The 26,867-nt window shown below is 72.0% G+C and carries 23 protein-coding genes and 1 tRNA gene; 10 read left to right on the top strand and 14 right to left on the bottom strand.

All coding sequences use genetic code 11. The features are described from left to right. Positions 1 to 310 precede the first annotated feature (310 nt). Positions 311 to 898 (bottom strand): GNAT family N-acetyltransferase, encoded by a 588-nt coding sequence (locus ACJJVL_RS08010; RefSeq protein WP_405218007.1) that lies wholly within the window; start codon positions 896 to 898, stop codon positions 311 to 313. Positions 899 to 967: 69 nt separating this feature from the next. On the opposite strand from ACJJVL_RS08010, the gene ACJJVL_RS08005 reads away from it, so the two are divergent. Next, positions 968 to 2,269 (top strand): nicotinate phosphoribosyltransferase, encoded by a 1,302-nt coding sequence (locus tag ACJJVL_RS08005; protein ID WP_405218005.1) that lies wholly within the window; start codon positions 968 to 970, stop codon positions 2,267 to 2,269. Between the two features lie 4 nt (positions 2,270 to 2,273). Here the strand turns inward: ACJJVL_RS08005 and ACJJVL_RS08000 are convergent, their stop codons facing one another. Continuing rightward, entirely contained in the window at positions 2,274 to 2,564 is a 291-nt protein-coding gene (locus tag ACJJVL_RS08000) for a DUF3039 domain-containing protein (RefSeq protein ID WP_405218004.1), read from the bottom strand. Between the two features lie 99 nt (positions 2,565 to 2,663). Between ACJJVL_RS08000 and ACJJVL_RS07995 the strand changes: the two genes are divergently transcribed. Then, positions 2,664 to 3,593 (top strand): hypothetical protein, encoded by a 930-nt coding sequence (locus ACJJVL_RS07995; RefSeq protein WP_405218002.1) that lies wholly within the window; start codon positions 2,664 to 2,666, stop codon positions 3,591 to 3,593. Here the strand turns inward: ACJJVL_RS07995 and ACJJVL_RS07990 are convergent. Next, positions 3,590 to 5,056: a S1C family serine protease gene (locus ACJJVL_RS07990; protein ID WP_405218001.1), complete on the bottom strand. Its 1,467-nt coding sequence runs from the start codon at positions 5,054 to 5,056 to the stop codon at positions 3,590 to 3,592. The genes ACJJVL_RS07995 and ACJJVL_RS07990 overlap by 4 nt on opposite strands. A gap of 64 nt (positions 5,057 to 5,120) precedes the next feature. Between ACJJVL_RS07990 and ACJJVL_RS07985 the strand changes: the two genes are divergently transcribed. Beyond that, positions 5,121 to 6,332 carry an aminotransferase class I/II-fold pyridoxal phosphate-dependent enzyme gene (locus tag ACJJVL_RS07985; RefSeq protein WP_405217999.1) on the top strand — a complete coding sequence of 404 codons (1,212 nt, stop codon included), beginning with the start codon at positions 5,121 to 5,123 and terminating at the stop codon, positions 6,330 to 6,332. 3 nt (positions 6,333 to 6,335) lie between these two features. Here ACJJVL_RS07985 and ACJJVL_RS07980 read toward each other — a convergent pair whose 3' ends face one another. Further along, entirely contained in the window at positions 6,336 to 7,136 is an 801-nt protein-coding gene (locus tag ACJJVL_RS07980) for a carbon-nitrogen hydrolase family protein (RefSeq protein ID WP_405217997.1), read from the bottom strand. A 73-nt stretch (positions 7,137 to 7,209) separates the two neighbouring features. Here ACJJVL_RS07980 and ACJJVL_RS07975 point away from each other — a divergent pair, with 73 nt between their 5' ends. Continuing rightward, on the top strand, positions 7,210 to 7,515 hold the full coding sequence (locus ACJJVL_RS07975) for an MTH1187 family thiamine-binding protein (RefSeq protein ID WP_405217996.1): 306 nt from the start codon (positions 7,210 to 7,212) through the stop codon (positions 7,513 to 7,515). Next, positions 7,512 to 8,198 carry an AIM24 family protein gene (locus ACJJVL_RS07970; protein ID WP_405217994.1) on the top strand — a complete coding sequence of 229 codons (687 nt, stop codon included), beginning with the start codon at positions 7,512 to 7,514 and terminating at the stop codon, positions 8,196 to 8,198. The genes ACJJVL_RS07975 and ACJJVL_RS07970 overlap by 4 nt, the downstream gene beginning before the upstream one ends. Here ACJJVL_RS07970 and ACJJVL_RS07965 read toward each other — a convergent pair. From ACJJVL_RS07965 to ACJJVL_RS07945, 5 genes are all read right to left on the bottom strand, one after another. Further along, positions 8,195 to 8,428, bottom strand: coding sequence for a hypothetical protein (locus ACJJVL_RS07965; RefSeq protein WP_405218014.1), 234 nt, complete (start codon positions 8,426 to 8,428; stop codon positions 8,195 to 8,197). The genes ACJJVL_RS07970 and ACJJVL_RS07965 overlap by 4 nt on opposite strands. Beyond that, positions 8,332 to 8,694 carry a hypothetical protein gene (locus tag ACJJVL_RS07960; RefSeq protein ID WP_405218013.1) on the bottom strand — a complete coding sequence of 121 codons (363 nt, stop codon included), beginning with the start codon at positions 8,692 to 8,694 and terminating at the stop codon, positions 8,332 to 8,334. Before ACJJVL_RS07960 ends, ACJJVL_RS07965 begins: the two co-directional genes overlap by 97 nt. Positions 8,695 to 8,962: 268 nt before the next feature. Further along, positions 8,963 to 9,036 (bottom strand) — tRNA-Met (locus tag ACJJVL_RS07955). A gap of 46 nt (positions 9,037 to 9,082) precedes the next feature. Continuing rightward, positions 9,083 to 12,052, bottom strand: a complete 2,970-nt coding sequence (locus tag ACJJVL_RS07950) for a UPF0182 family protein (RefSeq protein ID WP_405217993.1) — start codon at positions 12,050 to 12,052, stop codon at positions 9,083 to 9,085. A 52-nt stretch (positions 12,053 to 12,104) separates the two neighbouring features. Next, the gene (locus tag ACJJVL_RS07945) at positions 12,105 to 13,238 is read right to left on the bottom strand and encodes a PDZ domain-containing protein (RefSeq protein WP_405217992.1); all 1,134 of its coding nucleotides are present in this window, start codon (positions 13,236 to 13,238) and stop codon (positions 12,105 to 12,107) included. A gap of 20 nt (positions 13,239 to 13,258) precedes the next feature. On the opposite strand from ACJJVL_RS07945, the gene ACJJVL_RS07940 reads away from it, so the two are divergent. Both ACJJVL_RS07940 and ACJJVL_RS07935 read left to right on the top strand, forming a co-directional pair. After that, positions 13,259 to 14,713 carry a zinc-dependent metalloprotease gene (locus ACJJVL_RS07940; protein ID WP_405217991.1) on the top strand — a complete coding sequence of 485 codons (1,455 nt, stop codon included), beginning with the start codon at positions 13,259 to 13,261 and terminating at the stop codon, positions 14,711 to 14,713. A 50-nt stretch (positions 14,714 to 14,763) separates the two neighbouring features. Beyond that, entirely contained in the window at positions 14,764 to 15,495 is a 732-nt protein-coding gene (locus ACJJVL_RS07935; RefSeq protein WP_405217989.1) for a hypothetical protein, read from the top strand. Here ACJJVL_RS07935 and ACJJVL_RS07930 read toward each other — a convergent pair. Together ACJJVL_RS07930 and nudC are read right to left on the bottom strand one after the other, a co-directional pair. Continuing rightward, a complete protein-coding gene (locus ACJJVL_RS07930; RefSeq protein ID WP_405217987.1) occupies positions 15,401 to 17,146 on the bottom strand; it encodes an ATP-dependent helicase in 1,746 nt (581 codons plus the stop codon). The genes ACJJVL_RS07935 and ACJJVL_RS07930 overlap by 95 nt on opposite strands. After that, positions 17,143 to 18,060, bottom strand: a complete 918-nt coding sequence (nudC, locus tag ACJJVL_RS07925) for an NAD(+) diphosphatase (RefSeq protein ID WP_405217986.1) — start codon at positions 18,058 to 18,060, stop codon at positions 17,143 to 17,145. Before nudC ends, ACJJVL_RS07930 begins: the two co-directional genes overlap by 4 nt. A gap of 59 nt (positions 18,061 to 18,119) precedes the next feature. Between nudC and ACJJVL_RS07920 the strand changes: the two genes are divergently transcribed. Then, positions 18,120 to 19,226 (top strand): phosphotransferase, encoded by a 1,107-nt coding sequence (locus tag ACJJVL_RS07920; RefSeq protein WP_405217985.1) that lies wholly within the window; start codon positions 18,120 to 18,122, stop codon positions 19,224 to 19,226. On the opposite strand, the gene ACJJVL_RS07915 is transcribed toward ACJJVL_RS07920, so the two are convergent. Further along, positions 19,212 to 22,355 carry a UvrD-helicase domain-containing protein gene (locus tag ACJJVL_RS07915; protein ID WP_405217984.1) on the bottom strand — a complete coding sequence of 1,048 codons (3,144 nt, stop codon included), beginning with the start codon at positions 22,353 to 22,355 and terminating at the stop codon, positions 19,212 to 19,214. The genes ACJJVL_RS07920 and ACJJVL_RS07915 overlap by 15 nt on opposite strands. Next, entirely contained in the window at positions 22,352 to 25,429 is a 3,078-nt protein-coding gene (locus tag ACJJVL_RS07910) for a PD-(D/E)XK nuclease family protein (protein ID WP_405217983.1), read from the bottom strand. Before ACJJVL_RS07910 ends, ACJJVL_RS07915 begins: the two co-directional genes overlap by 4 nt. A 133-nt stretch (positions 25,430 to 25,562) precedes the next feature. Between ACJJVL_RS07910 and ACJJVL_RS07905 the strand changes: the two genes are divergently transcribed. Beyond that, positions 25,563 to 25,781 carry a DUF3107 domain-containing protein gene (locus tag ACJJVL_RS07905; protein WP_405217982.1) on the top strand — a complete coding sequence of 73 codons (219 nt, stop codon included), beginning with the start codon at positions 25,563 to 25,565 and terminating at the stop codon, positions 25,779 to 25,781. Next, positions 25,781 to 26,089, top strand: coding sequence for a hypothetical protein (locus tag ACJJVL_RS07900; RefSeq protein ID WP_405217981.1), 309 nt, complete (start codon positions 25,781 to 25,783; stop codon positions 26,087 to 26,089). The genes ACJJVL_RS07905 and ACJJVL_RS07900 overlap by 1 nt, the downstream gene beginning before the upstream one ends. A 3-nt stretch (positions 26,090 to 26,092) precedes the next feature. Here the strand turns inward: ACJJVL_RS07900 and ACJJVL_RS07895 are convergent, their stop codons facing one another. Continuing rightward, positions 26,093 to 26,818: a ferritin-like fold-containing protein gene (locus tag ACJJVL_RS07895; RefSeq protein WP_405217979.1), complete on the bottom strand. Its 726-nt coding sequence runs from the start codon at positions 26,816 to 26,818 to the stop codon at positions 26,093 to 26,095. Positions 26,819 to 26,867: the final 49 nt, after the last annotated feature.

Raw genomic sequence — 26,867 nt, 5'->3', positions numbered from 1 at the left:
GAGAAGAACCCGCTGCGGCAACTCTCTAAGGAGCCACGACCCTCACGGGTCGGGCATGCTTCTATCAAGCCAAGGCAGGTCTCGGGCCGGCTCCGGCGACCGCCAGGCGGGCATGTCGTGACCAAGACACCCGATCACTCAGGGTCAGAGACCAGTAGAGCCACGCCCGACCATCACCGAAGCCAGCCTGCACCGATCACGGACCGGCATCCACCATTAGAGAGACCAAGCGGAGGCCGGTCCGCTCGGCTAGGTCTCGTGACGCGGGCGGCCGGAGGCCGCACGCTCCTCGACCTTGCGGCCTCCGCGCTCAACCTGCGGTTGAGCGCTCCGGCCGCAACATCCGGTGCATTGGGATGCTTCCCCAGGTTGGGCCCGTCTCCACCTGCTCGTCGAGGTGACGGAACCCGCGCCGCTCGTAGAACCGGGCGGCGCGGTCGTTCCCGTCGATGAGCCACAGATAGTGGGCACGCTCGTCCATGACCGCATCGAACAGCGCCGCGCCCAAACCCGTGCCGTGCATGTCGGCGTGCACGTACAGCCGGTCGAGCTCCCGATCGGCGGGCGGAGGGACGAGGCCCAGCTCCTCCTCCCAGGCCGCCGGTGCCGAGCTCGTCGATGCGACACCCACGACGCGGCCGTCGTGCCAGGCGATCCGTCGCATTGCGGCCCGCCGCCCGGGATCCCCGAACGCCCGCGCGAGGCCGACGACGTTCGCCTGCGCGAGCCCACGGATCGCGAAGTCACCGGGCAGGCGGCCCGCGTAGGTGCGCTGCTGCTCCTCCACCAGGAACATCGCCCATGCGGGCGCGTCCTGCGGCACCGGTTCGCGAACCTCGACGCCGTCCGGCAGGGGACGCCGGGGCTTCGGCTCGGGGTCGTGTTCGCTGCTCGGCACCGGGCCACGGTACCCGCTCCCCCTGCACGCACGCAGACCGCCGAGCGCCGGTCGACGTAGGCTGGCCGGGTGACCGACACCGCGCTCATGACCGACCGCTACGAGCTGACGATGATCGATGCCGCGATGCGCAGCGGCACGGCGTTCCGTCCCTCCGTCTTCGAGGTGTTCGCCAGGCGCCTCCCCGGAGCTAGGCGCTACGGCGTCGTCGCCGGCACGGGCCGCTTCCTGGAGCGCGTCGCCGAGTTCCGCTTCGGCGATGCGGAGCTGACGTTCCTGCGCAACGCAGAAGTCGTCTCCGGCGACCTGCTCGACTGGCTCGCCGACTATCGATTCTCCGGCAGCATCCGCGGCTACGCGGAAGGCGAGCTCTACTTCCCCGGCTCGCCGATCCTGGTCGTCGAGGGCAGCTTCGCCGAGGCCGTGGTGCTCGAGACGGTCGCGCTGTCGGTGCTGAACTACGACTCCGCCGTCGCCAACGCGGCAACGCGCATGACGCGTGCGGCGAGGGATCGCCCCGTCGCTGAGATGGGCTCTCGCCGCGCGAGCGAGGAGGCGGCGATCGCGGCCGCGCGCGCTGCCTACATCGCGGGCTTCTCCGCCACGTCGAACCTTGCGGCAGGCGCCCGCTGGGGCATACCGACCATGGGCACGGCCGCACACTCGTTCACGCTGCTGCACGACTCAGAGGCCGCGGCCTTCCAGGCGCAGATCGAGACACACGGCGTCGGCACCACGCTGCTGGTCGACACCTACGACATCGAGCAGGGCATCCGCACGGCCGTCGAGATCGCGGGCACCGAGCTCGGCGGCATCCGCCTCGACTCCGGTGACCTCGCCGAGGTCGCCGGTGAGGCACGCGCCCTACTCGACTCGCTGGGCGCCACGGGCACGCGCATCACGGTCACGAGCGATCTGGACGAGTACGCGATCGCCGGCCTGCAGGCGAGCCCGGTGGACGCCTACGGCGTCGGCACGAGCGTCGTCACCGGTTCCGGTGCCCCCGCAGCGGGCATGGTCTACAAGCTGGTCGCCCGGCAGGGCGACGACGGCGAATGGGTCGGCGTGGCCAAGCACTCGGAGAACAAGGCGTCGAAGGGCGGCGAGAAGGTCGCCGCGCGCCGCCTGCACGAGGGGATCGCCGTCGAGGAGACGGTGCTGCTCGGCGAGGGCGCGCTGGAGGACGCGGCCATTGACGGGCGCGCGCTGCAGGTGCCGCTGGTGACCGATGGCGAGATCGATGAGCGCTGGCTGGGCGCGGCGGGCGTGGAGGCAGCCCGCGAGCGCCATGCGCTCTCCGTGGCCGAGCTCCCCGCCGATGCGCACCGCCTGGCTCGGGGAGAGCCCGCGATCCCCACCGTCTTCCGCTGAGCGGCTACTCGCTGCGCAGCTTCTCGTAGATCTCCTTGCAGGCGGGGCAGATCGGGAACTTCTCCGGGTCGCGGCCCGGCGTCCACTTCTTGCCGCACAGCGCCCGCACCGCCTTGCCCGAGAGCGCCGACTGGAGGATCTTCTCCTTCTTCACGTAGTGCGAGAAGCGATCGTGGTCGCCATCCTCCACCGACTCCTCGTTGAGCAGCTGCTCGAGCTCGCGGTCGAGCACATCGGTGCCGCCGCCGGTGCCGATCGAGTCGGGTCCTGCGGTGTCGGGTCCTGTCGTCGTCATGGATCCATGATCCCACGTTCAGCGCTTCTGCGGGGTGCGTGCGCGAGGATGCATCACGGAGCGCACGTGGTGCGCGTCACGACGAACAAGGGGGAATCGATGGGTGAGATGGAAGAGCACGAGGATCTCGGCTGGATGCTGAAGACGCTCGACGGCATCCTCGGCGTGCAGCGGCCGCTCGTCATCAACCATCTGCGCGCGCTGCGCCGCAAGCATCCGGACCTCACTCCCGAGCAGGTCATCGCGCGGCTCGAGAAGCAGTACCTCTCTGCCGTCTCGACGGGCGGTGCTGCCGTCGGCGCCACCGCCGTCGCGCCCGGCGTCGGCACGGCCGCGGCGATCGGGCTGACGGTCGCGGAGACCGCTGGCTTCCTCGAGGCCAGCGCCTTCTTCGGGCAGGCCGTCACCGAGGTGCACGGCATCGCCGTGCAGGACGAGCAGCGCGCGAAGGCACTCGTCATGGGTCTCATGCTCGGCAACGGGGGCCAGTCGCTCGTCAAGCGCGCGGCTGAGCAGGCGCTCGGACGCGGCGGCGTGTCAGGCAACGCCTACTGGGGGCGGCTCATCACGTCGACCATGCCGTCCGGCGCGATGGGGCAGGTCATCGACTCCATGCGGCGCGCGTTCCTGCGACGCATGGCGCGCAACACCGGCGCCTCGATGCTGGGCCGGGCGATGCCCTTCGGCATCGGCGCCGTGATCGGCGGGGTCGGCAACAACATTCTCGGACGACAGGTCGTGAAGGCAGCTCGCGAGGCATTCGGTCCCGCGCCGCTGCACTTCGACGCCAACCTCGCCCCGCGCATCAAGGAGGTGCGTCCCAGCCTCGGCGAGCGCATCACGCAGGCACGCCAGATCGAGCGCGATGGGTTGGCCGGGGGGATGCGACGGCTGCGCGATCGCGCGGCCGCGAAGAGGGCGGGCGACGACGCATTCCCCGCCGACAGCGCTGGCAGGACGCCCGACGGCGCGCCGCCGGTGGAATCACCGGGCGACGCGCCGCTGGACGAGCGCGGGAGCGGCAGCTAGCCGAGCTCGCCGAGCGTGACCTGCACGTCGGCCTCCTGCCCGTCGCGCAGGTAGGTGACCGTCACCTCGCTGCCGCCCGCATAGGAGCGCACCTGCGCGGTGGCGTCGATCGCACCGGTGACCGGCTGGCCGCTGATCTCGGTGATCACGTCCCCGACCTGGAGCCCCGCCGCCGAGGCTGCGCCGCCGTCCGAGAGCTCACGGATCTGCGCGCCGACGGTGCCGACGGAGGCATCCGTCACGTCGCTCACGCTTGCACCGAGCAGGCCGTGGCTCGCTTCGCCCGTGGAGATGATCTCCTCGACCACGCGCTGCACGAGGCTCGACTGGATCGCGAAGCCGATGCCGATCGACCCTCCGGTCTCGCCGTCCGACGCACCGAGGCTCGCGATGGCGACGTTGATGCCCATGAGCTGACCGCCGCTGTTGAGCAGCGCTCCGCCCGAGTTGCCCGGGTTGATCGACGCGTCGGTCTGCACCACGGGGATGGAGATCTCCTGCTGCGCCGCCTGGGCTCCGTTCGGCTGCCAGAAGCCGAACGGCGACTGCTCGCTCTGCTGCTCGTCGGCATTCTGCGGTGCGGCGCTCGACGCGATGCGGAGCCCGCGGTCGACCGCCGAGACGATGCCGTCGGTGACCGAGTTCGAGAGCCCGAGGGGCGCCCCGATGGCGATCGCACTGTCGCCGACGCGCACGTCGTCGCTCGAGGCGAACGTGATCACCGGCAGGTCTGCGTCGACCTTGATCACTGCCAGGTCGACGACGGGGTCGGTGCCGACGATCTCAGCCGCGAGCAGCCTGCCGTCACTGGTCTCGACCGTGATGGTCGCGTTCGCTGCCTGGCCGCCGAGCGTGACGACGTGGTTGTTGGTGACGATGTAGCCGCCGGCAGCGACGGCGACGCCGGAGCCCTCGCCGGACCCGGTGCTGGACGATGCCTGCACCGTGACGACCGATGGACCGGCGGCTGCCGCGACATCAGCGATCGTGCCCGGGTTCGTGACCGGCTCACCGGTCGCGCCGGTGGCCCCGGGCGCCGACTGCGTCTGCGGCTGCGCTCCGTCTGCCAGCACGCCACCGGCAAAGCCTGCTCCACCGCCGAGGAGCACCGCCGCGAGGAGCGTGCCCACCACGAATCCGGTGCGCCTGCGGGGCTTGACCGCGGCCGCCGGTCGCGTCGCGTCGGGCGCCGACCTGCCGCCGAGCGCAGAGCCATCGTGCATCACGCCGCCGTTCGAGTACACGGGCGCCGAGTAGGAGGGCTGCGCATAGCCGGTCGAGGTGCCGGCCGCGCTCTCCCGAGGCCCACCCGGCGCCTGCCACCGCTGCCAGTTCTGCGGCTGCGGGGGGAGTGACTGCTCGGAGTGCGGCACCGGCTGCTGCGGAGGCCGTTGCGGTCCCATCGGGTTCGGCACGCTGGAGTACGGGTTCGTCATGGTCCCCAGCGTGGCATCCGAATCCATGCGATTCCTACGCGACTGCCATGTCACCGGTTCGGAACGACCGGGAACCGGGTAGCGTCGGATCATGGAACAGGCACCATGGCAGCGCACGGCCGCAGGCGCGGGCCTGCTGGGTGCTGACGGCCGGCTCGCGCCCACCGTCTTCGCCGAGATGACCGCCCTCGCGACGAAGACGGGGGCTCTGAACCTGGGCCAGGGCTTCCCCGATGAGGACGGCCCCCGAGCGGTGCTCGACGCGGCGAAGCACGCCATCGATCACGGCCGGAACCAGTACGGACCGGCGCGTGGCGCACCCGAGCTCATCGACGCGATCATCGAGCACCAGCGTCGCTTCTACGGCATCGGGCTCGGCCGGGGGGACGTGCTGGTGACCGCTGGCGCGACCGAGGCCCTGGCCGCCACGATGCTGGCCTACCTGAACCCCGGCGACGAGGTGATCGTGTTCGAGCCGTACTACGACGCCTACGCTGCGATCGCGGCGCTGGCCGGCGCGGTGCTCGTGCCGGTGCCGCTTGCAGCCCCCGACTTCGAGCCTGACATCGACCGGCTGCAGCGCGCGACGTCGCCGCGCACGAAGATGATCCTCGTCAACTCCCCGCACAACCCGACCGGTTCGGTCTTCAGCGAGGAGACGATGCGGCACATCATCCGCGTCGCCGAGCGCCGCGACGCGATCATCGTCACCGACGAGGTCTACGAGCACCTGGTCTACGACGAGCAGCACGTGCCGCTCGCGTCCTTCGACGCCGCCAGGGAGCGCCTCGTCTCGATCTCCTCGGCCGGCAAGACCTTCTCGCTCACCGGCTGGAAGGTGGGCTGGATCATGGCGACGCCCCAGCGGATCGCGCAGATCAGCGCCGTCAAGCAGTACCTGACCTTCGTCAACGGCACGCCATTCCAACCCGCGATCGCCGTCGGTCTGCGCCTCCCGGACGAGCACTTCGAGACGAACGTCGCCTCGTTCGCGCGCAAGCGCGACATCCTCACGCGCGGCCTGCGGGCCGCAGGCTTCACCGTGCACGAGGCGAACGCGGGCTACTTCGTGCTCGCCGACGCGGCGCCGCTCGGCATCGAGGACGCCACCGCGCTCGCGCGGCAGCTGCCGGAGCTCGCCGGAGTCGTCGGGGTGCCCCTGTCAGCCTTCGCGCGACCGTCGCGTCGCGACCTGCGCTCCACCATCCGCTTCGCGTTCTGCAAGTCGGACGACATGCTGCACGAGGCCTCGACGCGGCTTGCCGGGCTGCGCGGTGCCTCGCTCGCGTCCCCTGCGCGCTGAGCGTCAGCTGACGCGATAGCGCCGGTTCGCGAGCGAAGGATTGCGCGTGCGCGTGCGCACGATCACGTCGGGATCGATCGGCGCCACAGCGATCCCCTCCTCGTCGCCGAGCGCAGCGAGCGGGATGCCCATCGGATCGACGATGAGCGAGCAGCCGACGCCGAGCGGCGGAGCCTGATCGGCAGCGACCACGTGCACGGTCGACTCGATGGCGCGCGCGGTGACGAGCGTCGTCCAGTGCCGCTCCTTCTGCGGGCCCCGCACCCATTCGGCTGGGACGAGGATCACATCGGCCCCCGCGTCGACGAGTCGCCTCGTCATCTCGGGGAAGCGCAGGTCGTAGCAGGTCTGGATGCCGATGCGCGTGCCGAACGCATCGATCACCACGGCCTGGGCCGGGTCGCCGGCCGTCAGCCAGTCGGATTCCCTGGTGCCGAAGGCGTCGTACAGGTGCACCTTGCGGTATGCCTCCTGCACCCCGGACGCATCGACGGCGACGACCGTGTTGGCGATCCCGTCGTCCAGCTGCTCGAGGAGTCCTGCGACAACGACCGCGTCGTGCGCCCCGGCACGGTCGCGAAGCATGGCGACGAACGGCCCGTCCAGCGTCTCCGCCGCCTCGGCGGCAGACGAGGCGAGGTCTGCGGAGCAGTGCTGCGAGTATTCCGGCAGCACGATGAGCCGTGCGCCGCGCGCGGCCGCCAGATCGATCCAGTGCGCGGCGGCGACCCGGTTCTCTGCCACGTCCTCCCCCGGCGCCCACTGCACGGCAGCGGCCAGCAGCATCCCCTCGTCGTCTCGCATGCCACCAGCCTAAGCCGCCGTGCTCGCGCGATCACGAGTCAGGTGCCAGGATCAGAGCGACGAAGGGAGCAGGATGCTCGTCGCATTCTCTGTAGCACCGGCAAGCGCGGGCCCTGACGGCTCCGTGCACGACGCCGTCGCGGCCGCCGTGCGGGTTGTCCGCGACAGCGGGCTGCCGCACCGCACGGACGCCATGTTCACCACGATCGAGGGCGAATGGGACGCGGTGTTCGACGTCGTCAAGCGCGCAACCGATGCGGTGCTCGCGGTCTCGCCGCGCGCTTCGCTCGTGCTGAAGGCCGATATTCGACCCGGTTGGACGGGAGAGCTCGACGGCAAGGTCGTCCGGCTCGAGCAGGCCCTGGAGGGGGAAGCATGAGATCAGAGCTGTTCGCCGAGGCGAATCAGGAGCGCCAGTCGGCCGACCGGTGGGTGAAGCAGTCGGGCAAGATGCTGCGCATCAACGTCTCGGGCGGGCGCGACGTGCTCGCGGCGAAGGGCGCGATGGTCGCCTACCAGGGCCAGATCGAGTTCCAGCACGAGGGTGCGGGAGCTGGCCGCATGCTGAAGAAGCTCGTCACCGGTGAGGGGACCTCGCTCATGCGCATGCGCGGCGAGGGCGAGGTGTTCCTCGCGCGGGATGCCGCGAACGTCTTCACGGTGCAGCTGGAGAACGAGGGATTGTCGGTCAACGGCAAGAACCTGCTGGCGTTCGATCCCGAGCTGCAGTGGGACATCAAGATGCTCCGCAGCGGCAACATCCTCGCGGGCGGGCTCTTCAATGTCGAGATCGGGGGCGTCGGCACCGTCGGCCTCTCCTGCGAGGGCCAGCCGCTGCTGCTCGACTGCTCGCAGCAGCCGACCTTCGTCGACCCGAACGCCGCGGTGTGCTGGTCGGCCTCGCTCAACCCGAGCGTGGTGAACAGCATGAACATGCGCTCGATGCTGCGCGGTGGCTCCGGCGAGGCGTTCCAGCTCGCGTTCCACGGACCGGGATTCGTCGTCGTGCAGCCGAGCGAGGGCCGGCCGGAGCTCTCCGGCTCGAACGGCGGGAGTCGCTAGCGACGGTTCCCAGCGACGCTCACGCGCGTCTGCCGCGTGCGGCGTTGGCGACCGCGCACCTCGAACGGCGGCTCCGGCAGCATCTGGCCGCACCGCTCCCGGAGGCGCGCGCGGTCATTCGAGCCCAGACCCGTCACGTGCTGGCCCGCGGGGCCGACACCGAGCTCGAACGGCGACCACCAGGCGTCGAGGTCGTCGAACCGCACCGACACCTCGATCTGCGCCTCCACGACATCCTGCAGACCGCGCGCGCAGGAGGCGCTCGAGGCCGCCGGCCCGTCGTCCCATCTCGGACGCCTCCGCCGCAGTGCCATCGCCGCAGTGCCATCGCCGCTGTGCCATCGCCGCTGGACAACGATGCCGCGGCCCGCCAGAAGGTCGCGAGCGGACCTAGCTCGTGATCCCACGCGCACCGCGCGACTCCGCCGCCCGAGCGGCACACTCGGGCCATCTCGGCCACACCCGCCACCGGATCGTGCATGAACGACACCACCAGCTGCGCCAGTGCCGCGTCGAACCCGCGGTCGTCGAACGGCAGCGCCTCAGCCGAGCTCGAGCAGCGCGCCGCTGTGCACCCGGGCGAAGTCTGCGAAGACGACCGCGAGCGGACGCGAGAATCTGCCCATGAAGCGGTCATCCGCCTCGGCGGGCACTGCGAAGCCCATTGTGCGGCGCCGGGGCGTGCAGGCCCGTCGTCGCGACAGATGCAGAAGAGGCGCCCTCTCGGGCGCCTCTTCCGTGTGCCGCAGTTCGCGGACTTCTTGTTGCGGGGACAGGATTTGAACCTGCGACCTCCGGGTTATGAGCCCGGCGAGCTACCGAGCTGCTCCACCCCGCGGCACAAGATGAAACATTACCAGGGGTTCTGCAGAACGGCAACTCGGCTAGGGCGCGGTGGTCTCCTCCGGGGCCTCGGGCTCGGCCGGGGCCTCATCCGGTGCCGTCGTCTCCGCCGGCGCCGCATCGCCCTCGATCTCCGCCGAGAGCGCGAGCGCCTCCCCGAGCGCGGCCGTCAGTCGCTCGTCTGCTTCCGCGGCTGCGACCAGGTCGTTCTCCGCGTACGCCGCCTGACGCTCCTGCAGGGCGGTGCCAGCAGCCTGGACCGCAGCGTCGAGCTGTGCCTGCAGGCTGCCCTCGGGCGCGGGCTCCTCACCGGGCTGCTCCCCCTCGGGGTCGGTCGGATCGACATCCGAGTCGCCGGCCTCCGCCCCGGAGTCGCCGCCGAAGAGCGCGTCCAGCGCCTCGTCGAGCGTGTCCTCGAAGGCGATGTCGTCGCCGAACGACACCAGGATCTTCCGCAGCACCGGGTACGAGGTCGCACCGGTCGACTCGAGGTACACCGGCTGCACGTAGAGCAGTCCGCCGCCGACCGGCAGCGTCAGCAGATTGCCGTTCTTCACCTCCGAGGCTCCCTGCCGCAGCAGGTTGAGCTCTCGCGAGACCTGGTCGTCGGTGTCGAAGCGGTTCTGCACCTGACCCGGTCCCGGGATCGATCGATCCTTCGGCAGCATCTGCAGGGTCAGCTGCCCATAGGTGTCCGCCACCTCACCGTCGGTCCCTCCCGCGTCGGCGTTCACCGACAGGTAGCCGTAGAGCACATTGCGACCGTCCTGCGGAATGAACGTCGAGTAGAGCGTGAACGCCGGGTCCTGCCCATTCACCGACATGGTCAGGTAGTACGGCGGCTGCGTGGGCGCCGCGGCCTGCGTGGTGCCGACGGTCGGATCGGTCGGAGTCGCCCACTGGTCGTCGCCGGAGAAGAACGTCGCCGGGTTCGTCACGTGGTAGTTGCCCAGGATCGAGCGCTGCATCTTGAACATGTCGGCCGGGTAGCGGACGTGGCTCATGAGCTCGCCGGACATCTCGCTGATCGGCTTGATCGTGCCCGGGTAGATCTCGTTCCATGCCTGCAGGATCGGATCCTGCGGGTCCCATGCGTAGAGCGAGACCGAGCCGTCGTAGGCGTCCACGACCGCCTTGACCGAGTTGCGCACGTAGTTGATCACGTCACCGATCGGCGGCGTCGGGTTCGTGGTGTCGGCGATCGCCTGCGCGATCGAGCGCTGCGACGAGTAGGGGTAGCTGGACGCGGTCGTCATGCCGTCCACGACCCACACCAGCCGATCGTCGACGATCGCGGGATACGTGTCGGTGTCGAGCGTCAGGTACGGCGCGACCTGTGCGACGCGCTCGCGAGGATCGCGGTCGTAGAGGATCTGCGACGTATCGGTCACCGCATCCGAGAGGATGATCTGCTCCGACTGGAACTGCAGCGCGTAGACGAGCCGGTTGAAGATGTTGTCGAGCTTCGGCCCGCCATCGCCGGCGAAGGTCGTCTCAGCATTGCCGCTGCCCTCGTCGCTCGAGCGCGGGTAGTCGAGCTCGAGGTCCCCAGGAGCTCCCACGATCGAGTAGTCGGGCATCGATTCGCCGAAGTAGACGCGGGGCTGGTAGTCGCCGAGCTCGCCCTCTGTGGGGATGCCGGACTGCAGGAACACCGGCTGGCCCTCCTGGCCACGCTGGTTGCCGTAGGCGGCGACGACGCCGTAGCCGTGCGTGTAGACGATGTGGCGGTTGTACCAGCTGTCGTCGTCCAGGCCCGAGAGGTCCAGCTCGCGCACGGCGATGACCGTGTCCTGCGTCTGTCCGTCGACCTCGTAGCGGTCGACGTCGAGCTGGTCGCCGAAGCCGTAGTACGGGCGGTACTCCTGCAGGTTGGCGAACGCGTCGGTGACGAGCGCCGGGTCGATGATGCGGATGTTCGCGGTCGTCTCCGCGTCCTCCCGCAGCGCTCCGGGCTCGGCATCCGTGCGCGCGTCGGAGGCCGTCTCCACCATCTCGTCGACGCCCCAGGCAGCTCGGGTCGCGTCGATGTTGCGCTGGATGTACTCGGCCTCGAGCGTCCTCGCGCTCGGGTCGACCTGGAAGCGCTGCATGATCGCGGGATACGCGACGCCCACGACCAGCGACGCAGCGATCAGCAGCGCCGTGCCGACGATCGCGACGCGCCAGCGGCCGATGATCGCCGTGATGATGAAGAAGATCGCGACCACGGCCGCGATGCCGGCGAGGATCTGGGCGGCAGGGATCGACGCGTTCACCTCGGTCCATCCCGCACCGGTCTCGACGAAGCCCTGCGAGCTCTGCGCGAGCGACGCGTACTGGCCCAGCCAGATCGAGACGCCCAGCACGAGCATGTAGAGCCCGGCGATGACCGCGATCTGGATGCGCGCCGAGCGGGAGATGCGGAACTCGCGGCCGGTGATGCGGATCGCGCCGTAGAGGTACGCCGTGGCGATTGTCGCGACCGCGCAGATGAACAGCACGGCGAGCGCGAAGCCCACCACCTGCTGGTAGAACGGCAGCTCGAAGATGAAGAAGCCGACGTCGAAGCCGAACTGCGGGTCGACCTCGCCGAACGGGCGCCGGTGCAGCCACAGCTGCGCGACTTCCCACTGGGATGCCGAGGCGATGCCAGCGAAGAGCCCCAGCGCGGCCGGCGCGGCCCACATGACGAGCTTGCGGAGCGGCTCCACGAGCTCCTGATAGCGGTCGAGCTGCGAGTTCAGCTGCGCGTAGACGGGGCGTGAGCGGAACGCGATCTGCACCGCGAGCGCGAGCGGCACGGCCATCGCCACGAAGCCGATCGCGAACATCACGGCCATCGACAGCCAGCGCGTCTGCAGCACCTGCACGAAGCCGAGCTGATCGAACCAGAGGATGTCGGCGTAGAAGCCGGAGAAGAGCAGGAAGGCCCCGATGATGGCCGCCACGATCACCACCGTGATCAGCAGTGGCGAGGGCCGCTGCCTCCCGGTGGTCGCGGCGGTGGGTCGTTCGGCGTTGGCAGACACGTCGTGGGGCTCCAAAGGCTATGAGGCGGTCGAGCCATGGTAACCGTCGAGCCTATGAGCCGGCGCCCTCGCACGTGGGCAGTGCCGATGCATCCGCGCTCGTGGCGACCGTCTCGATCGCCCGGATCGCGTCGTCCAGCGTGTCGACCGCGAAGACCGTCAATCCTTCCGGCACATGACCGACGACGTCGCCGCAGTTCTCGACCGGCGCGAGGAAATGCGTGGCGCCTGCGTCGACCGCCCCGTGCAGCTTCTGCACGATCCCGCCGATCGGGCCGACGTCGCCGAGCGCGGAGATGGTGCCGGTGCCGGCCCAATCCGTGCCGGCGGTCATGGCACCGGGCGTCAGCTCATCAACGATGCCGAGCGCGAACATCATGCCCGCGCTCGGTCCGCCGACGTTCGGCAGCTGGATGTCGACGTCGAACGGGAAGGTGAACTCGTTGGACGGGTAGATGCCGACCAGTCGCTGCTCGCCCTCGACGAGCGGCGTGACCTCGACCGTCATCGGCTGCCCGTCGCGCTCGATGTCGAAGGTCGTCGCACCGTCCGTCGCGGCGATCGCCTCGCGGATGGAGTAGACGTCGTATGCCGTCTCGCCGTTGACGCGCAGGATGCGGTCTCCCTCCTCCAGCACACCGTCCGCGGGCGCGTCCGCGATCACGCCCGCCACGCGCACGTCGCTGACGATGTCGATCTCCTCGTGCAGCAGTGCCGCTGCCACCGCGGCCTGCTGCGAGTTCTGCATCTCGATCTGGCCCGCCTCGTTCGACTCCTCGACCGTCACGTCCGGCGGGAAGGCGGCGTCCAAGGGGATGATCGAGTCGGCCGGGTCGAGATAGGCCTGGGCGACCTCGATCCAGCTGAGCGGCCGCTGCGGGCTGCCGTACCAGGCGACCGTGAGCAGGCGCAGCTCGCCCTCGGTCGGATAGGTCTCGGCGCCATCGATCTCGATGAGCGGCCCCGCCTCGGTCTCGCCGAGCGTGTCGTAGGTCGGGCCCGCGGTCTCGACCACGTAGGGCGATGGCACGAACGCGAGCGCAAGCGCCGCGGCTGCCGCAGCGGCGAGGGCGCCCCAGCCGGCACGCCGAAGGCGCCGCGGCCGAACGTCGGGAAAGCGGCGGTGGACCGGCTGTTCGCGGACGGCGGAGGGCGGGATGGGCGGATTCCCGGCGGGTTCGGACATGCTGCGGCTAGCGTAGTCGCATGCCCGAGGACTCCGACGACCGTCGCCCCGAGGACGAGCTGCGCGAGATGCTGCAGCAGTTCCTCTCCGGCGCTGGCCCCATCGATCCATCGCGACTCGCGGGCGCGGCGGGCATGCCGACGGATCCCGCCCAGCTGCAGGCGATCATGGCCCAGCTGCAGGCGGCCCTGTCGCGCAGCGAGGACGGCATCGACTGGTCCGCTGCCAGCCGCCAGGCCGCCGCGATCGTGCAGCGCGACCCCGGTTCGGTCACGAGCGCCGAGCGCGAGGGCGTGCAGCAGGCCGTCGACCTCGCCTCGCTGTGGCTCGGCGAGACGACCCAGATCGGGGCGGCCACCGGCCTCACGATGCTGTCGCGGCAGCAGTGGGTCGACGCGACCATGCCGGTCTGGCAGGAGATGAGCGAGCCGGTGGCCAACAGCGTCGCCAACGCGCTGACGCGCGCGATGCAGGAGCACGCGCCGGAGGAGGCGCAGGAGATGCTCGCCGGCGCCGAGAAGATCCTGCGGAACGTGGGCGGCACGATGTTCGCCATGCAGCTCGGCAACGTCGTCGGCCAGCTTGCCGGCGAGACCGTCGCGGGCGGCGACTTCGGGTTCCCGCTGCTCGAGGACACGGCCGCGCTGCTCCCCGTCAACCTGCGCGCCGTCGCCGAGGGCCTGGAGATCCCCGAGGATCAGGTCCACATCTGGATGGCAGCGCGCGAGCTCGCCCACGCGCGCCTGTTCCACCACGCACGCTGGCTGCGCCTGCACGTGCTCTCCTCCGTGCGCGAGTACGCCGAGGGCATCCACATCGACATCGAGCGGCTCGAGGAGCTGGCGGAGTCGTTCGACCCGACGAACACGGACGAGCTGCGCGAGGCGCTCTCGAGCGGCGCGCTCATCCCCCCGAAGAGCCCGGAGCAGCTCGAGGCGCTCGCTCGGCTGGAGACCACGATCGCGCTGATCGAGGGATGGGTGGATGCCGTGACCGAGGCGGCCACCGCGCGCCTGCCCAAACGGGACGCGATCGCCGAGTCCGTGCGACGGCGTCGCGCCACCGGCGGCCCGGCAGAGAAGGCCTTCGGCACGCTCGTCGGGCTGGAGATCCGCCCTCGCCGCCTGCGGGAGGCGGCGGCCTTCTGGCGCAGCGTCACGGACGCCGTCGGACCCGAGCTGCGCGATTCGCTCTGGGATCAGCCCGACCTGATGCCGGGCTCCGATGACATCGACGACCCGGCAGGCGTGATCGCGCGGCTGCAGGGCGGCGGCGAGCTCGACGAGATGGATCTGGCGCTGCAGGAGCTGCTCGACGACGCCGAGCGAGCGCAGCAGGACGGCCGGGGGCCCGCTGACCCGGACGATGCTGCTGCGACCGATGCCGGCGAGGCGCCGGGCGACGACGAGGGCGACGCGGCCGACGCGCAGGACATCGCCCCGGATGACGAGCCCGGGGACGCCGAAACGCGCTGACCTGTGGAGAGCGGGCGACGGCACGCGCTGCGATGGCGCACCATGCGCCCATGCTCCGTCTCGATCCTCACCTGGCCGTCTTCCGCTGCACGCCCGACCGCATCGCGATCGGGGCACAGGAGCCGGTCGCGGTGCTCGACGCCGACCCCCCGACCCTGCGCGCCATCGCGGCGCTGACCCGCGGTGTGCTGCCGCGTGAACTCGCGCAGCTGATCGGCGACGACGCGGCCGACGCGCTCCTGGCCGCGCTCGCGTCGGCGGTGATCGACACGGCGCCCGCCATCGCAGTGGTCGTGCGCGGGCGCATCCGGCTGGCGGAGCGCCTGCACCGCGCCGCCCGCGACGCCGGGCACCCGGCGGGCGACGACGGCGTCATCGTGCCCGTCGCGTCGTGGCGGCTGCCCGACGCGGAGGTCGAGCGGCTGCAGCGCTCGGCTGCCGCGCAGCTGCCCGTGGTGGTCGGTGACGCGTGGCTGCAGGTCGGCCCGTTCGTGCCGATCGGAGGCGGGTGCACCCGTTGCCCTGCACCGCGGCAGCGGCTCCTGCTGCCGGCGCACCTCGCGTCCGTCGAGGGCGCGATCGGGTCGGCGCAGTGCGTGGTGACGGTGCTGCACGCGCTGCAGCGTGCGAGCGAGGATGCGCTGCCGGCCGGCTGGGCGGTCAGGATCCGCCAGCGCGACGGCGCGATCAGCGCGCTGCGCCGCCGGCCCTGCCCGCACCGCGACGCGCGCCCGGAGCACCCGGCGGCGCGATCTCGGCCAGGAACCGCGAGGGCTGCCTGACCGAGTGCCCGGCGCTGCGCGCCCAGCTGAGCGAGAGCGTGCGCTCCGCACGCGTGATGGCCACGTAGAGCAGCCGCCGCTCCTCGTCGATCTCGGCGAGCGTCGACGCGTGCGAGACCGGCAGCAGACCCTCGGCGAGACCGCACACGTGCACGTGCTGCCACTCGAGGCCCTTGGCGGCGTGGATGGTGGCGATCGTGACCGCCGCCACCGACGGCTCGTGCTCGGTCTGCGCCCGCCGCTGCAGATCGCTCGCGAAGGCGGGCAGATCGGTGCCCCCTGACTCCTCTGCGAGGGTGACGAGCGCGTGCAGGGCGTCCCACTGCGCCCGCTCCTCACCGTGCGTCGCCGGCGGCTCAGCGCGATAGCCGAGCCCCATGACGATGTCGGTCACCGCCTGGAAGACGGGTCGTCGGTCGGCCGGTGCGCTGCGCAGCATCATCACGGCGCGCTTGACGACCGGGATCTCGAAGAACCGGGCCGAACCGCGCACCGTCGACGACAGCCCGACGCTCGCGAGCGCCTGCTCGAGCAGACCGGACTGCGCGTGGAATCGCGTGAGGATCGCGATGCGACCGGGGTCGGCGCCCGCGTCGACCTGCGCGCGGCACGCCGCGGCGATCGCCGCAGCCTCCGCCGAGTCGTTGGCGTGCACCGACAGCGTCGGCTCCTTGCCCGGCTCGCCCGATGCGGCGGTGAGCGTGAGCGCATCGCGGCCACGCATGAGCCGATTCGCGCAGCCGACCACTGCGGCGGTCGACCGGTAGGAGCGCTCGAGCCGCACCACTTCCGCGTCGGGGTGATCGTGGACGAATCGCCCGAGGCTGGCCGCGTCGGCGCCGGCGAACGAGTAGATCGTCTGGCTCGGGTCGCCCACGACGCAGACGTCGCGGCGATCGCCCAGCCACGCGGCCAGCACCCGCTGCTGCATGGGCGAGACATCCTGGTACTCGTCGACCGTGAAGTGCCGGTAGCGCGAGCGAACCTCGTCGGCGACGACCGGCTCGCGCTCGATCATCCCCGCGGTCGCGAGCAGCACATCCTCGAAGTCGATCTGCCGGCGCTCATCCTTCACCCGCTCGTACGCCATGTGGAGGTCGATCATGGCCTCTGGCAGGATGCCCGTCGGCATGGGCCGGATGCGCGCCTGCACGCCGTAGTCCTCGATCGTCATGGCCTGCGACTTGCGCCACTCGATCTCGCCGGCGGCGTCGCGCAGCTGCGCCGTCGGCAGCCGCATCCGCAGCTGCGCAGCGGCATCCGCGAGCGTCGCCGCCTTCTGCGGCAGCAGCGCCGGCATGCGGGAGCCGGTGATGCGCGGCCAGAAGTGCGAGAGCTGCGCGAGCGCCGCAGCGTGGAAGGTGCGCGCCTGCACGCCGCCCGCGCCCAGCCGGGCGAGGCGCGAGCGCATCTCCCCCGCGGCCCGCGAGGTGAAGGTGAGTGCGAGCGACGCGTGCTCCGCCTGCTCCCCCGTCGCGACCGCGTAGGCGATCCGATGCGTGATGGCGCGCGTCTTGCCCGTGCCGGCACCGGCCAGGATCGCGACCGGACCGCCCAGCGTGGTCGCGGCCAGGCGCTGCTGCTCGTCGAGCCCCGCCAGGATGCGATCGGCATCGGTGACCGCGCCCGACACGCCTGTCGCGCTGCTCATCGCTCCAGCCAGGCCTCGAGGATCCAGGAGGCGATCGATGAGCGTCCGGGCAGCTGGACGGCCCCGGCGCGGAGCTCGGCGCGGGTGAACCAGCGCACATCGAGGATCTCGACGCCGTCCGGCACGATCGCTTCGGGATCGGGCGCCACACACTCGAATCCGAGCATGAGGCTGCGGGGGAACGGCCACGGCTGCGACCCCAGGTAACGGGGCTCGATGACCTCCAGGCCCGTCTCCTCCCGCACCTCTCGCACCACGGCGGCCTCGAGCGATTCGCCCGGGTCGACGAAGCCGGCGATGAGCGAGTAGCGGCCCTTCGGCCAGGCGGCGTTGTGGCCCAGCAGGATGCGCTCATCCGCCTCGTCGTGGATCGCGACGATCACGGCAGGATCGGTGCGCGGGAACTGGGCGGCACCGCCCGCTGCGCGCCGCACCCAGCCGGATTCCTCGAAGCTCGTGGGCGTGCCGTCGAGCGGGCTGTGCAGGCTCTCGCGCTGCCAGACGCCGAGCGCGACGGCCTGCACGAGCAGCCCGGAGTCCGCATCGTCGAGGTCCGCACCGATCTCGCGCAGTGCGCGCCACACGGCACCATCGACCTCGAACGGCTCCCGCACGAGCTGGCTGAGGATGATCGCACCCGGCTCCCCGTCACGATCGGGCACGAGGCGGCCCATCCAGCTCAGGGGCACCGGCGGCTCGACGTGCGGCAGGCTTCCGGGCAGCTCCTGCGGCGCGAAGCGCACGATCCTCCCGTCGCGCACGGGTGCACGATCACCGGCGATCACGATGATGCGGGTCGACCCGAGCTCGAGCGCTCGAGCGACGGCGTCCGGGGCGACGCGCGAGCCGTGATCGCGATCGAGGCCGAAGCGAGCGAGCGGTGGCACCGAATCGCGGCCTGCAGTGCTTGGCACGTCACCTCCATCGCGTGGCGCGGCCCCTCGTGCGCGAGTTGCGGCCTAGCCTGGCATCCATGAGCCCGAACCCCCTCACTCTAGCCGCGCTCGCCACCACTGCTGTGCCGGGCCTCGATGTCGTCGGAGCGACGGAGGACGGCTCGGACGAGCACCGCTCGGTCATCGCGGCGCGACTCGCCGACGGGTCGACCGTGCAGATGCTCCTGCCGCGATCGGTCGCCGCGCTCTCGAGCGCCACGGCGCATGCGGCCGCGCTCGGCGCGCTCACGCTCGCCACCCGTTCGCGACTGCCGTTCGAGGTGCCGTCGTTGCTCGGCACGACCCCGGCAGGCAAGTCGACGCTCTTCGTGCTGACGCGCCTCGCGGGTGCCCCCCTGCGGCTCGCCGACATCTCCCCCGCACGCCTCGGACTCGCCACCAGCGTCGGCAGGGCGATCGCCGCGATCCACGAGCTGCCGACGTCGGTGGCCGCCGATGCGGGCCTGCCGCACGAGAGCGCCCAGTCGCTGCGTGCGCGTCTGCTCGACACCTTCGATCGGGCGGCCGCGACCGGCGTCGTGCCCGCCGCACTGCTGCAGCGCTGGGAGTCGGCGCTGGGCGACGACCAGCTGTGGCAGTTCAAGCCCACGCTCGTCCACGGCGACCTGCAGGCCCCCGCCTTCCGCGTGGACGGCTCCGAGGTCGTCGGCCTCGACCTCTGGCACGCGCTGTCCATCGGCGACCCCGCCCGCGACCTCGCGTTCCTGCTGGGCTCAAACCAGTTCGGCAGCGTCGACGAGGCCTTCGACGCGCACGCGGCGGCGCGCGGCATCGGCGACCGCCAGGTGCGCCAGCGGGCGATGCTCCATGCAGAGCTCGAGATCGCGAAGTGGCTGCTGCACGGCGTCGATCGCGACGACGCGTCGATCGTCGAGGACGCGAAGGGGATGCTCGCCGGCCTGGTCGCGCGCGTCGACGCCGACCCGGACGCCGCCATCGCTCCGCAGCACCCCGAGACGATGGACCTCACGGGCGTGCAGGCCTACCTGGGCGAGTCGAACCCGTCTGCCGAGATCCCCGACCACGCGGCCGGAGCGGTCGAGAACCCGGTGGCGCACCACGATGGCGACGCGCCGGTGACGGACGGCGACGACGCGAGCAGCGGGGCCTCAGCCGACCGCTGAGGCCTCGGCCACCGCCTGCTGGGCCGCGAGCCAGCGCGCCTCCAGCTCCGCGAGCGACTCGATGCGATCGGGCCTGACGACACGGTCGTGCTCGACGAAGTAGAGCTCGGCGTCCACCTGCTCGGGATCGAGCCCCGCGTGCGCCGCGTAGGCGGCACGGTAGAGCGCGAGCTGCAGCTGGCGTGCCTCCAGATCGGCCGCACCGGAGGGCAGGCGCCCCGTCTTCCAATCGACGACCGTCGCCCGATCGCCGTCGCGGTAGACGGCGTCGATCTTGCACACCACCGTGGTGCCCGCGAGCGGCAGGTGGATCTCGATCTCGGTCTCGGCCGGCTGACGGTCGCCGTACGGCGAGGCGAGGAAGGTCTGCTTGAGGCGCTCGAGCCGCTCCGCGTCGATGCCGACGAGCTCCTCGTCGAGCGGCTCGTCGTCCACCGCATCACCGAGGCCGATCGCCCCGTCGCGCCGCTCCACCCAGCCGTGGAACAGGGTGCCGAGCCGCGTGGCGGCGAACGGCTGCTGCGGCATCGGGCGGGCGATCTGCCGCGCGACCGCGACCGGGTCGGCCGCCCAGTCCTTGAAGCCGGATGCCGCGATGCGGCTCGGGAGCGTCAGGGTCGGCTGCGCGCGGTCGGCCAGCAGCAGCTCGATCACGTCGTCCCACGGGGTCGGCTGCGCCGGGTCGGCCGCGTCGACGAGCGCGGCAGCCCGCTCGACCTCCGCACGGCGCCCGCCGAGCGGATCGACCGGCCAGGTCACGACCGCCGAGCTGCCGGCGCGCGGGTTGCCGTCATCCTTCGAGGCAGCTTCCAGCAGCGCGGTGCCCATCGTCGCGGCAGCCAGCTCGAGCAGCCGGGTCGGCTTCGCGGGCGTCGTGCCGGTGCCGTACCACTGTGCGCCGGAGAGCCAGAGCGCGCGGCGGGCCCGGGTGACGGCCACGTAGGAGAGCCGGTCGCCCTCGGACTCCCCGTGCTCGGCGAGCGCACCGAGGAACTCGCCGCGCGCGGCGAGGTAGTCGTGGAGCGTCGGCTGGTCGTGGTCGAAGACCGGCAGCATCGCCGCGTCGCCGCGCAGCGGGAACGGCAGCTTCCCCCAGTCGAGCCATCCGCGCGAGCTCGGGTCACGGCGGGCCTGCGCGAGCCGGGGCAGTGCGACGACGTCCCATTCGAGACCCTTCGAGGCGTGCATGGTCAGCACCTGCACGACCCCTGGCTTCGGCTCCTCCTGCGGCGCGTCCGGTCCGCGGCCGCGCTCGACGGCTTCCAGATAGGTCAGCAGCGCGTCGAGCGTCCCGCGCTCGTCGGCCGACGCGAAGGCCTGCACCTCGCGCGAGAAAGCGTCCAGCGCGGCGTTCGACCGACTCGGATGCGCTCCCACCTCGATGTCGAGGCGGAGCGCCCGCTCGACCACCCGCACGTAGTCGGGCAGCGGCATGCCCGCCTGCCTGCGGAGCTCGCGCAGCAGCGTCGCCGCCTGCCGCATCCGCGCGCTGCCCGCGTCGGTGGCGCCCTCCAGCGCAGCCCCGTCGACGAGCGCGTCGAGGGCGTCGACGATCGACGACGAGGCCTCGATGACCACCGCACCGCGGTCGCGCGCTCGCTGCTCGTCGGAGAGGCCAGCCGCTGCCATGCGCTGCGCCGAGCGCTGGAGCGCCATGAGGTCGGCGACGCCGATCCGCCAGCGCGCGCCCGCGAGCAGCCGCACGAGGCTCGAGCCCTCTTCCGGTCGACCGAGCACCCGCAGCGCCGCCACGAGGTCGACCACGGCGGGATCCTCGAGCAGACCGCCGCCGCCCGAGCGCGAGACCGTCAGTCCGCGGGCCGCGAGGGCGGCGGAGAGGTCGATCGCCTGCCCGTGCGTCCGCACGAGCACTGCGGCCGTGGTGTCACCCGCACCGGCACCGTGCCCGGTCAGCCACGCGGCGAGCGCATCGGCCTCGTCGTCGACCGTGCGGCAGTGACGCACCGCGACCTCTCCCTGGCCCGCGCCGCGGCGGGCTCGGAGCTGCTCCACCGGCACCTCGGCGCGGGTGGGCAGCTCGTCCGCGATCGCCCCGGCCAGCCTGAGGATCTCCGCGTCGTTGCGCCAGCTGATCGAGAGCGTCGCCTTCGCGGTCTCGCCGAAGTGATCCTGGAAGAGCGCGAGCGTGCCTGCGCTCGCACCGCGGAAGCCGTAGATCGCCTGGTTGGGATCGCCGACGGCCATGACGGGTCGGTCTCGGAAGATCCTGCCCAGCAGCTGCAGCTGCAGCACCGAGGTGTCCTGGAACTCGTCGAGCAGCACGAACCGGTGGCGATCGCGCAGCTCGTCGATCGCGCCGTCGTGCGCCAGCAGCGCGTCGAGGGCGAATCGCACCTGGTCGCTGAACTGCACGACGCCCAGCCGCCGCTTCTGCTCGTCGAAGGCGTCGACGAGCGCGCTGAGCGGGGCGAGCGCGCCGACCCGGGCGATATCGGCCGCGAAGTCCTGCTGCGCCTTCTGCGCCGGGGCGCGCTTCGCGGCCGGATCGGGCGGGAGCTCGGCCTTCGCCGCGAACGCGTCGGCGAAGCCCGCGCGGCGCAGCCGACCGGTCGAGACGTGGTGGTCGCCGAGCTCTCCGGCCAGTCGCAGCACGTGCTCCGCCACGCGGGTGGCCGAGCCGATCGCCGCCAGCCGCTCGTCGTCGGAGGCCCGAGCGATCCGCAGTGCCATCAGCAGCGCGGCCGGATCGGAGAGCACCTCGGAGTCCGGGTCGCGCCCGATGAGCAGCGCCCACTCCTTGAACAGGCTGCCTGCGAACGAGTTGTACGTCTGCACCGATGGCTTCCGGGTCTGCACGACCTCCGCCGGCACCAGCTGCGCCGCTGCCAGCAGCGCCAGCTGCTGCTCGAGCCGCTCTGCCAGCTCGCGCGCCGCCTTCCGGGTGAAGGTCAGCCCCAGCACCTCGTCCGGCTGCGCGACCTCGTTGGCGACCAGCCAGAGCACGCGCTGCGCCATCGTGTGCGTCTTGCCGCTGCCGGCGCCCGCGACGACGAGCGTCGGAGCGGTCGGCGCCTGGATGACGGCGATCTGCTCCTCGGTCGGCAGCTGCACGGGCTTCCCCGCCGCATGGGCGAGCCGCTCCGCGAGCTCCGTGGCGCTGAACTTCATTCGGTGACCTCCGGGAGGACGTGGATGGCGCACTGGCCGTAGGAGAAGTCGTCGTAGCAGTGCTCGGCAGGCGACGCGGAGAAGGCGACCCCGCCCATCGTGTCGATCGCAGCGCGCAGGTGCTCGACGAAGTGCTCGCGCACGTCGTCGAACGCCGACGCCTCCACCACCTTCGTCCTCGGGGCGATCCGGGGCAGGAACAGTCGTGCCTCGGTGGGCGAGTGCGCGGGCACGCGCTCGATGGCGCCGAGCGAGACCGCCAGCTGGTAGGCGCGCAGCTGCAGGTTGCCCAGCTCCGGGTGCGCGTCCGGCTTGTGCGATCCGGTCTTCAGGTCAACGACGCGGACGGTGCCGTCGGCACCGTGCTCGAGCCAGTCGATCGATCCCCGCAGCTGGCTGCCGTCGTCGAACCGCACCTCGAAGCGCGCTTCGTGCTCTGCCGGCTCGACGCGCCATCCCTCGCCCTTGAGCGCAAGGAAGTAGTCCGCGATCTGGGCGGCAATGGGTGGGATGTCGGCCCGCTGGCGCGCGGCTTCCCACGTCGACTCGTGCACGAGCTCGCCCACCCGCGCGCCGATCGCGGCTTCGAGCGCCGCAGCATCCGTCGCATCCGACGACTCGACGGCCTCGTGCACGATCGTGCCGAACCCGGCCGCGCGGTTCGACGTCGAGCCCGCCAGTCGGTCGATCACCCAGGCCACCTCGCACTCGTCGAGCTTCTGCAGCGAGGAGGGTGAGGCGGCCACGGGCTCGTTCGCGTCCAGGCGGGCCTCGGTCGTGATCGGGGCGAGCCCCGCCCACTCGGCCGTCGCCGCGCCCGCCGCGCCCTCGTCGGCGAGGCGTCGCAGCGCTGCTGCGGCAGCCGCATCCTCGCGCGCGGTGACCCTGGTGCGCAGGTGCGCGACGAGCGATCGCAGCGAATACCAGGCCTCGGCGTGCGGCAACGCCTTCGACGCACCCATCGTGAACGGCGACGGCTGCTCCTCGTCGCTCTCGACCGCGGCGAGCACCACCGTTGTGCGCGCGGTCGAGACGGCCTTCGCGAAGGTCCGGAGCTCATCGTGCAGCACCGCAGCGCGGGCATCGTCGGTCACGTCACCGTCGAGCCGGTTGGCGCCCAGCAGCGACCCGCGCAGCCGCAGGTTGGGCCAGACGCCCTCCTGCAGGCTCGCGACCACGACCGTGTCGAGCTCGCGGCCGACGAACTGCCCTGGCGTGCCGATCGAGACCCGCGCGCCGTCGGTGCGGGCAGCGAGCGAGTCGTCGTCGACGTTCGAGGCCAGCCAGGAGTCGACGAAGCCGCCCGTGTCGAGGTCGGGTCGCCGCTCGATGAGCCTCGCCACCTGGTCGAACAGCGCCACGACCGCATCCAGGCGCCGGTTCGCGAGCGCGCGTTCGACGCCACCGCCCTCGAGCGCCGCGCGCTGCCAGGGCTTCGCGACGCCCGCGGCCGCCCACACCGCCCACAGCGCCTGATCGACGGACGCCGGCGACTCCGCCTCCACGAGCGCCCGCGCATCCGCGAGCATGCGGGCAAGGCGGCGTGCTGCGATGGCGCCCGCCCGCGCACCGCGCAGCCCCTCGAGCGCCTCGGGGTGCTCGAGGGCCGCTCGCACGAGCTCGGCACCCGGCACATGCACCTCGTCGCCCGCGGCGATGATCTCGTGCCGCAGCGCGCGCTTGAGCCGACGCACCGCGAGCGCGTCGAGACCCAGCAGGTCGCTGCGCAGCAGCTGCTCGGCGAGCTCGCCCGTGAGCGGCATGCGGCCCGTCGCGAGCGCGAGCACCTGCACGAGCGCATCGACGACCGGCGCCTCGCGCAGCCGCGTCGGAGCGCCGGAGGCGACGGGCACGTCGAGCGCCGCGAGCATCGAGGCGAGCTCCGAGGCGATGCGGCCCGTGCGCACGATGATCCCGATCTCGTCATGCGCCACCCCTGCGCGCCGCCGCTCATGGACGACGCGCGCGATCTGCCGCGCCTGCTCGTCGACGGATGCGGCGACGCGCAGCGCGACCGGTTCGTCAGCGCCCCCCGCCGCAGCGGCGGCGCGGTGGTCGCTCGCGCCCGCCGCGCCGATGCGCTCGGCGAGGCTCGCCGCGAAGGCTCGCACGTGCTCACCGTGCCGGTGGTCGTGGCGCAGCAGCAGACGGCGGCCGTCGAGGTGGGAGAAGCCCAGCCTGATGGGCAGCCGGGCCAGCAGCGCAGGATCGGCGCCGCGGAAGCCGCCCGTCGTGGTGTCGGGATCGCCGAAGGCGATCACCGACGCGCCGCGGGCGCGCAGTGCCTCCAGCAGGACGACGGCGCCCTCGGTCAGCTCCTGCGCGTCGTCGACGAGCACGAGGGACGGCACGGCGACGGCGGTCGAGGCGACCTGCGCCGCCGCCGCGCGCAGCAGCGACGCCGCCGTGACCGCATCGGCACCGCGTCGCTCGAGCCGCTGCAGCCGCTCGAACTCATCCATGAAGGCGCCGGCTGCAGCCCATTCGGGCACGTCGCGATCCCGGCCCTCGCGCGCGAGCGCATCGGCCGTCATGCCGCGCTCTGCGGCTGCTGCCATCAGCTCGCGCAGCTCGGCACGGAAGCCCGCCTGCTCGCGCACCTGAGGACCGAGGTGCTCGGGCCACTGCGGTCCGCTCGGGAGACCGGCGGCGGCATCGTCGGCGTGACCGGCGAGCATCGCGGCGATGATGCGGTCCTGCTCGGCGCCCGAGAGCAGCTGCGGGGCGGGCCGGCCGTCGGCGAGCGCAGCGGCGGTGAGCACCGCGTGCGCGAACGAGGGCATCGACCGCGCCATCGGGCCCGGGGTGACGAGCCCGGTGCGCGCCGCCAGACGGTCGCGCAGCGCGGTCGCCGCCTGCCGAGAGCCCGCGACGACGAGCAGCTCGGCCGGCTGCAGGCTCGACGCCCGCAGACCATCCGGCCGCGGGCTCGAGCCGAGCCGCTCGGCGACGAGCTCGACGAGCGTGGTCGTCTTGCCGGACCCCGCCACGCCCAGCACGATCGCGGATGCATCCTCCGGCAGGTCGAGCACAGCACGCTGCGAGGCGTCGAGGGGCATGGGCTGATCGGTCACAGCGCCACGGTACCGACGACCGCCGACACCGCGGAGCGGCCCACCGCCGTCCGTCGTCCGAACGTCGCGCACCGACGTTCGCCCGGCGCGGAAGCGGCGGAGCGGCCCGCGCGGATCGCCTATCCTCAGGAGCATGGACATCCGCATCGGCATCAAGGACTCTGCGCGTGAGATCGCGTTCGACTCGGCGCAGGCCGCCAAGGAGGTCGAGGACGCCGTGCTCGCAGCACTCGACTCGGGTCACCTCGTGCTCGACGACGCGAAGGGGCGCCGCTACATCGTGCCCAGCGCCGGGATCGCGTACGTCGAGATCGGCAGCGAGTCGACGCGGCAGATCGGCTTCGTCGCCTGATGCTCCCCATCCTCATCCTCGTGCCCATGGTGATGGGCGCGACCATCGGGCTGCTGGCGCGCTACCTGCTGCCGGGGCGCCAGTGGGTGGGGCTGTTCCTGCACCCGCTGGCGGCCGCTGCCGCAACCGGCATCGTCTGGACGATCGGTGCGGCGCTCGGCGCCACGGCCGACAACGGCTGGCTGTGGCTGGCGAGCCTCGTCGCGGCGCTCGTCGTCTCGCTGGTGATCCCGCGAGTGCTGCCTGGGCGTCGCGCGGCTGCCGACGCGACGTACCTCGCCCAGCTGCAGGCGATCAAGCGGGCCTGAGCCTCAGGCCGTCAGGCCCAGCTCGTCCATGCGGCGGGTGTGCGAGGCGACGATGTCGTTGAAGGCCGGCTCCAGCCGCTTCTGGCTCGGCACGGCGCGACCGGTCTCGTCGGGCCCGTTGACGGCGAGATACATCTGCAGCAGCGCATCGCCGACCAGCCGTCGGCCCCACACCGCCATGCGGTCGGAGAGCCTCGGATTCACCTCGATCGCCCCGTGCAGCAGCGCGACGAGCAGCGGGTGCGCGCTCTCCTCCCGCAGTGCGCGCAGCATCGCGTCCTGGTCGCCCTCCGGCAGGCCCGGCGCGATCGCGATGAAGAAGTCGCCGAGCAGCCCGGAGACGACGTGGATCGCGAGCAGCTGCTCGTACCAGTCGGCGCCCTCGGTCGCTCGCGCGAACTGATGGATCGACTCGGCGAAGGGCCGCATGGCATCCTCGACCTCGACGCCCTCTCGCTCGAGGATGCGCGCGAGGGAGTTTGCCCGGCTGGCGTGCACGCGAACCACCTCGGCGAGCTGGCTGCGCTCCGCGAGCGTCGGCGCGTGCTCGAGCACGCGACCGGCCTTCGCGACCAGCTCGAGCTCGAGTCCGAGCGCCTGGCCGACGAACGGCACGAGCGCCGGGCGCACGTCCGAGAGCAGCACGCGATCGCCGACCACCGGCATCCGGTGCTGTCGGAGCAGCTGGCGCGTCACGTCGCGCGGCGTCCGGTCGAACCACTTCACCACGTGCAGGAGTCTACGGGCGACGCCGAACGTTCCCCCGCACGCCCACGGG

The sequence above is a fragment of the Agrococcus sp. Ld7 genome (assembly GCF_045064095.1).
In the GTDB taxonomy this organism is placed as follows: domain Bacteria; phylum Actinomycetota; class Actinomycetes; order Actinomycetales; family Microbacteriaceae; genus Agrococcus.
This window is presented reverse-complemented; position numbering and strand designations above follow the sequence as displayed.

Bases quoted from the DNA above. Each gene is read 5' to 3' on its own strand.
- ACJJVL_RS07940 (WP_405217991.1), top strand. From the start codon at position 13,259: ATGCCCGAGGACTCCGACGACCGTCGCCCCGAGGACGAGCTGCGCGAG.
- ACJJVL_RS07905 (WP_405217982.1), top strand. From the start codon at position 25,563: ATGGACATCCGCATCGGCATCAAGGACTCTGCGCGTGAGATCGCGTTC.
- ACJJVL_RS07970 (WP_405217994.1), top strand. From the start codon at position 7,512: ATGAGATCAGAGCTGTTCGCCGAGGCGAATCAGGAGCGCCAGTCGGCC.
- ACJJVL_RS07995 (WP_405218002.1), top strand. From the start codon at position 2,664: ATGGGTGAGATGGAAGAGCACGAGGATCTCGGCTGGATGCTGAAGACG.
- ACJJVL_RS07975 (WP_405217996.1), top strand. From the start codon at position 7,210: ATGCTCGTCGCATTCTCTGTAGCACCGGCAAGCGCGGGCCCTGACGGC.
- ACJJVL_RS07945 (WP_405217992.1), bottom strand. From the start codon at position 13,238: ATGTCCGAACCCGCCGGGAATCCGCCCATCCCGCCCTCCGCCGTCCGC.
- ACJJVL_RS07985 (WP_405217999.1), top strand. From the start codon at position 5,121: ATGGAACAGGCACCATGGCAGCGCACGGCCGCAGGCGCGGGCCTGCTG.
- ACJJVL_RS07915 (WP_405217984.1), bottom strand. From the start codon at position 22,355: ATGAAGTTCAGCGCCACGGAGCTCGCGGAGCGGCTCGCCCATGCGGCG.
- ACJJVL_RS07935 (WP_405217989.1), top strand. From the start codon at position 14,764: ATGCTCCGTCTCGATCCTCACCTGGCCGTCTTCCGCTGCACGCCCGAC.
- ACJJVL_RS07930 (WP_405217987.1), bottom strand. From the start codon at position 17,146: ATGAGCAGCGCGACAGGCGTGTCGGGCGCGGTCACCGATGCCGATCGC.
- ACJJVL_RS07990 (WP_405218001.1), bottom strand. From the start codon at position 5,056: ATGGATTCGGATGCCACGCTGGGGACCATGACGAACCCGTACTCCAGC.
- ACJJVL_RS07980 (WP_405217997.1), bottom strand. From the start codon at position 7,136: ATGCGAGACGACGAGGGGATGCTGCTGGCCGCTGCCGTGCAGTGGGCG.
- ACJJVL_RS07920 (WP_405217985.1), top strand. From the start codon at position 18,120: ATGAGCCCGAACCCCCTCACTCTAGCCGCGCTCGCCACCACTGCTGTG.
- ACJJVL_RS08000 (WP_405218004.1), bottom strand. From the start codon at position 2,564: ATGACGACGACAGGACCCGACACCGCAGGACCCGACTCGATCGGCACC.
- ACJJVL_RS07900 (WP_405217981.1), top strand. From the start codon at position 25,781: ATGCTCCCCATCCTCATCCTCGTGCCCATGGTGATGGGCGCGACCATC.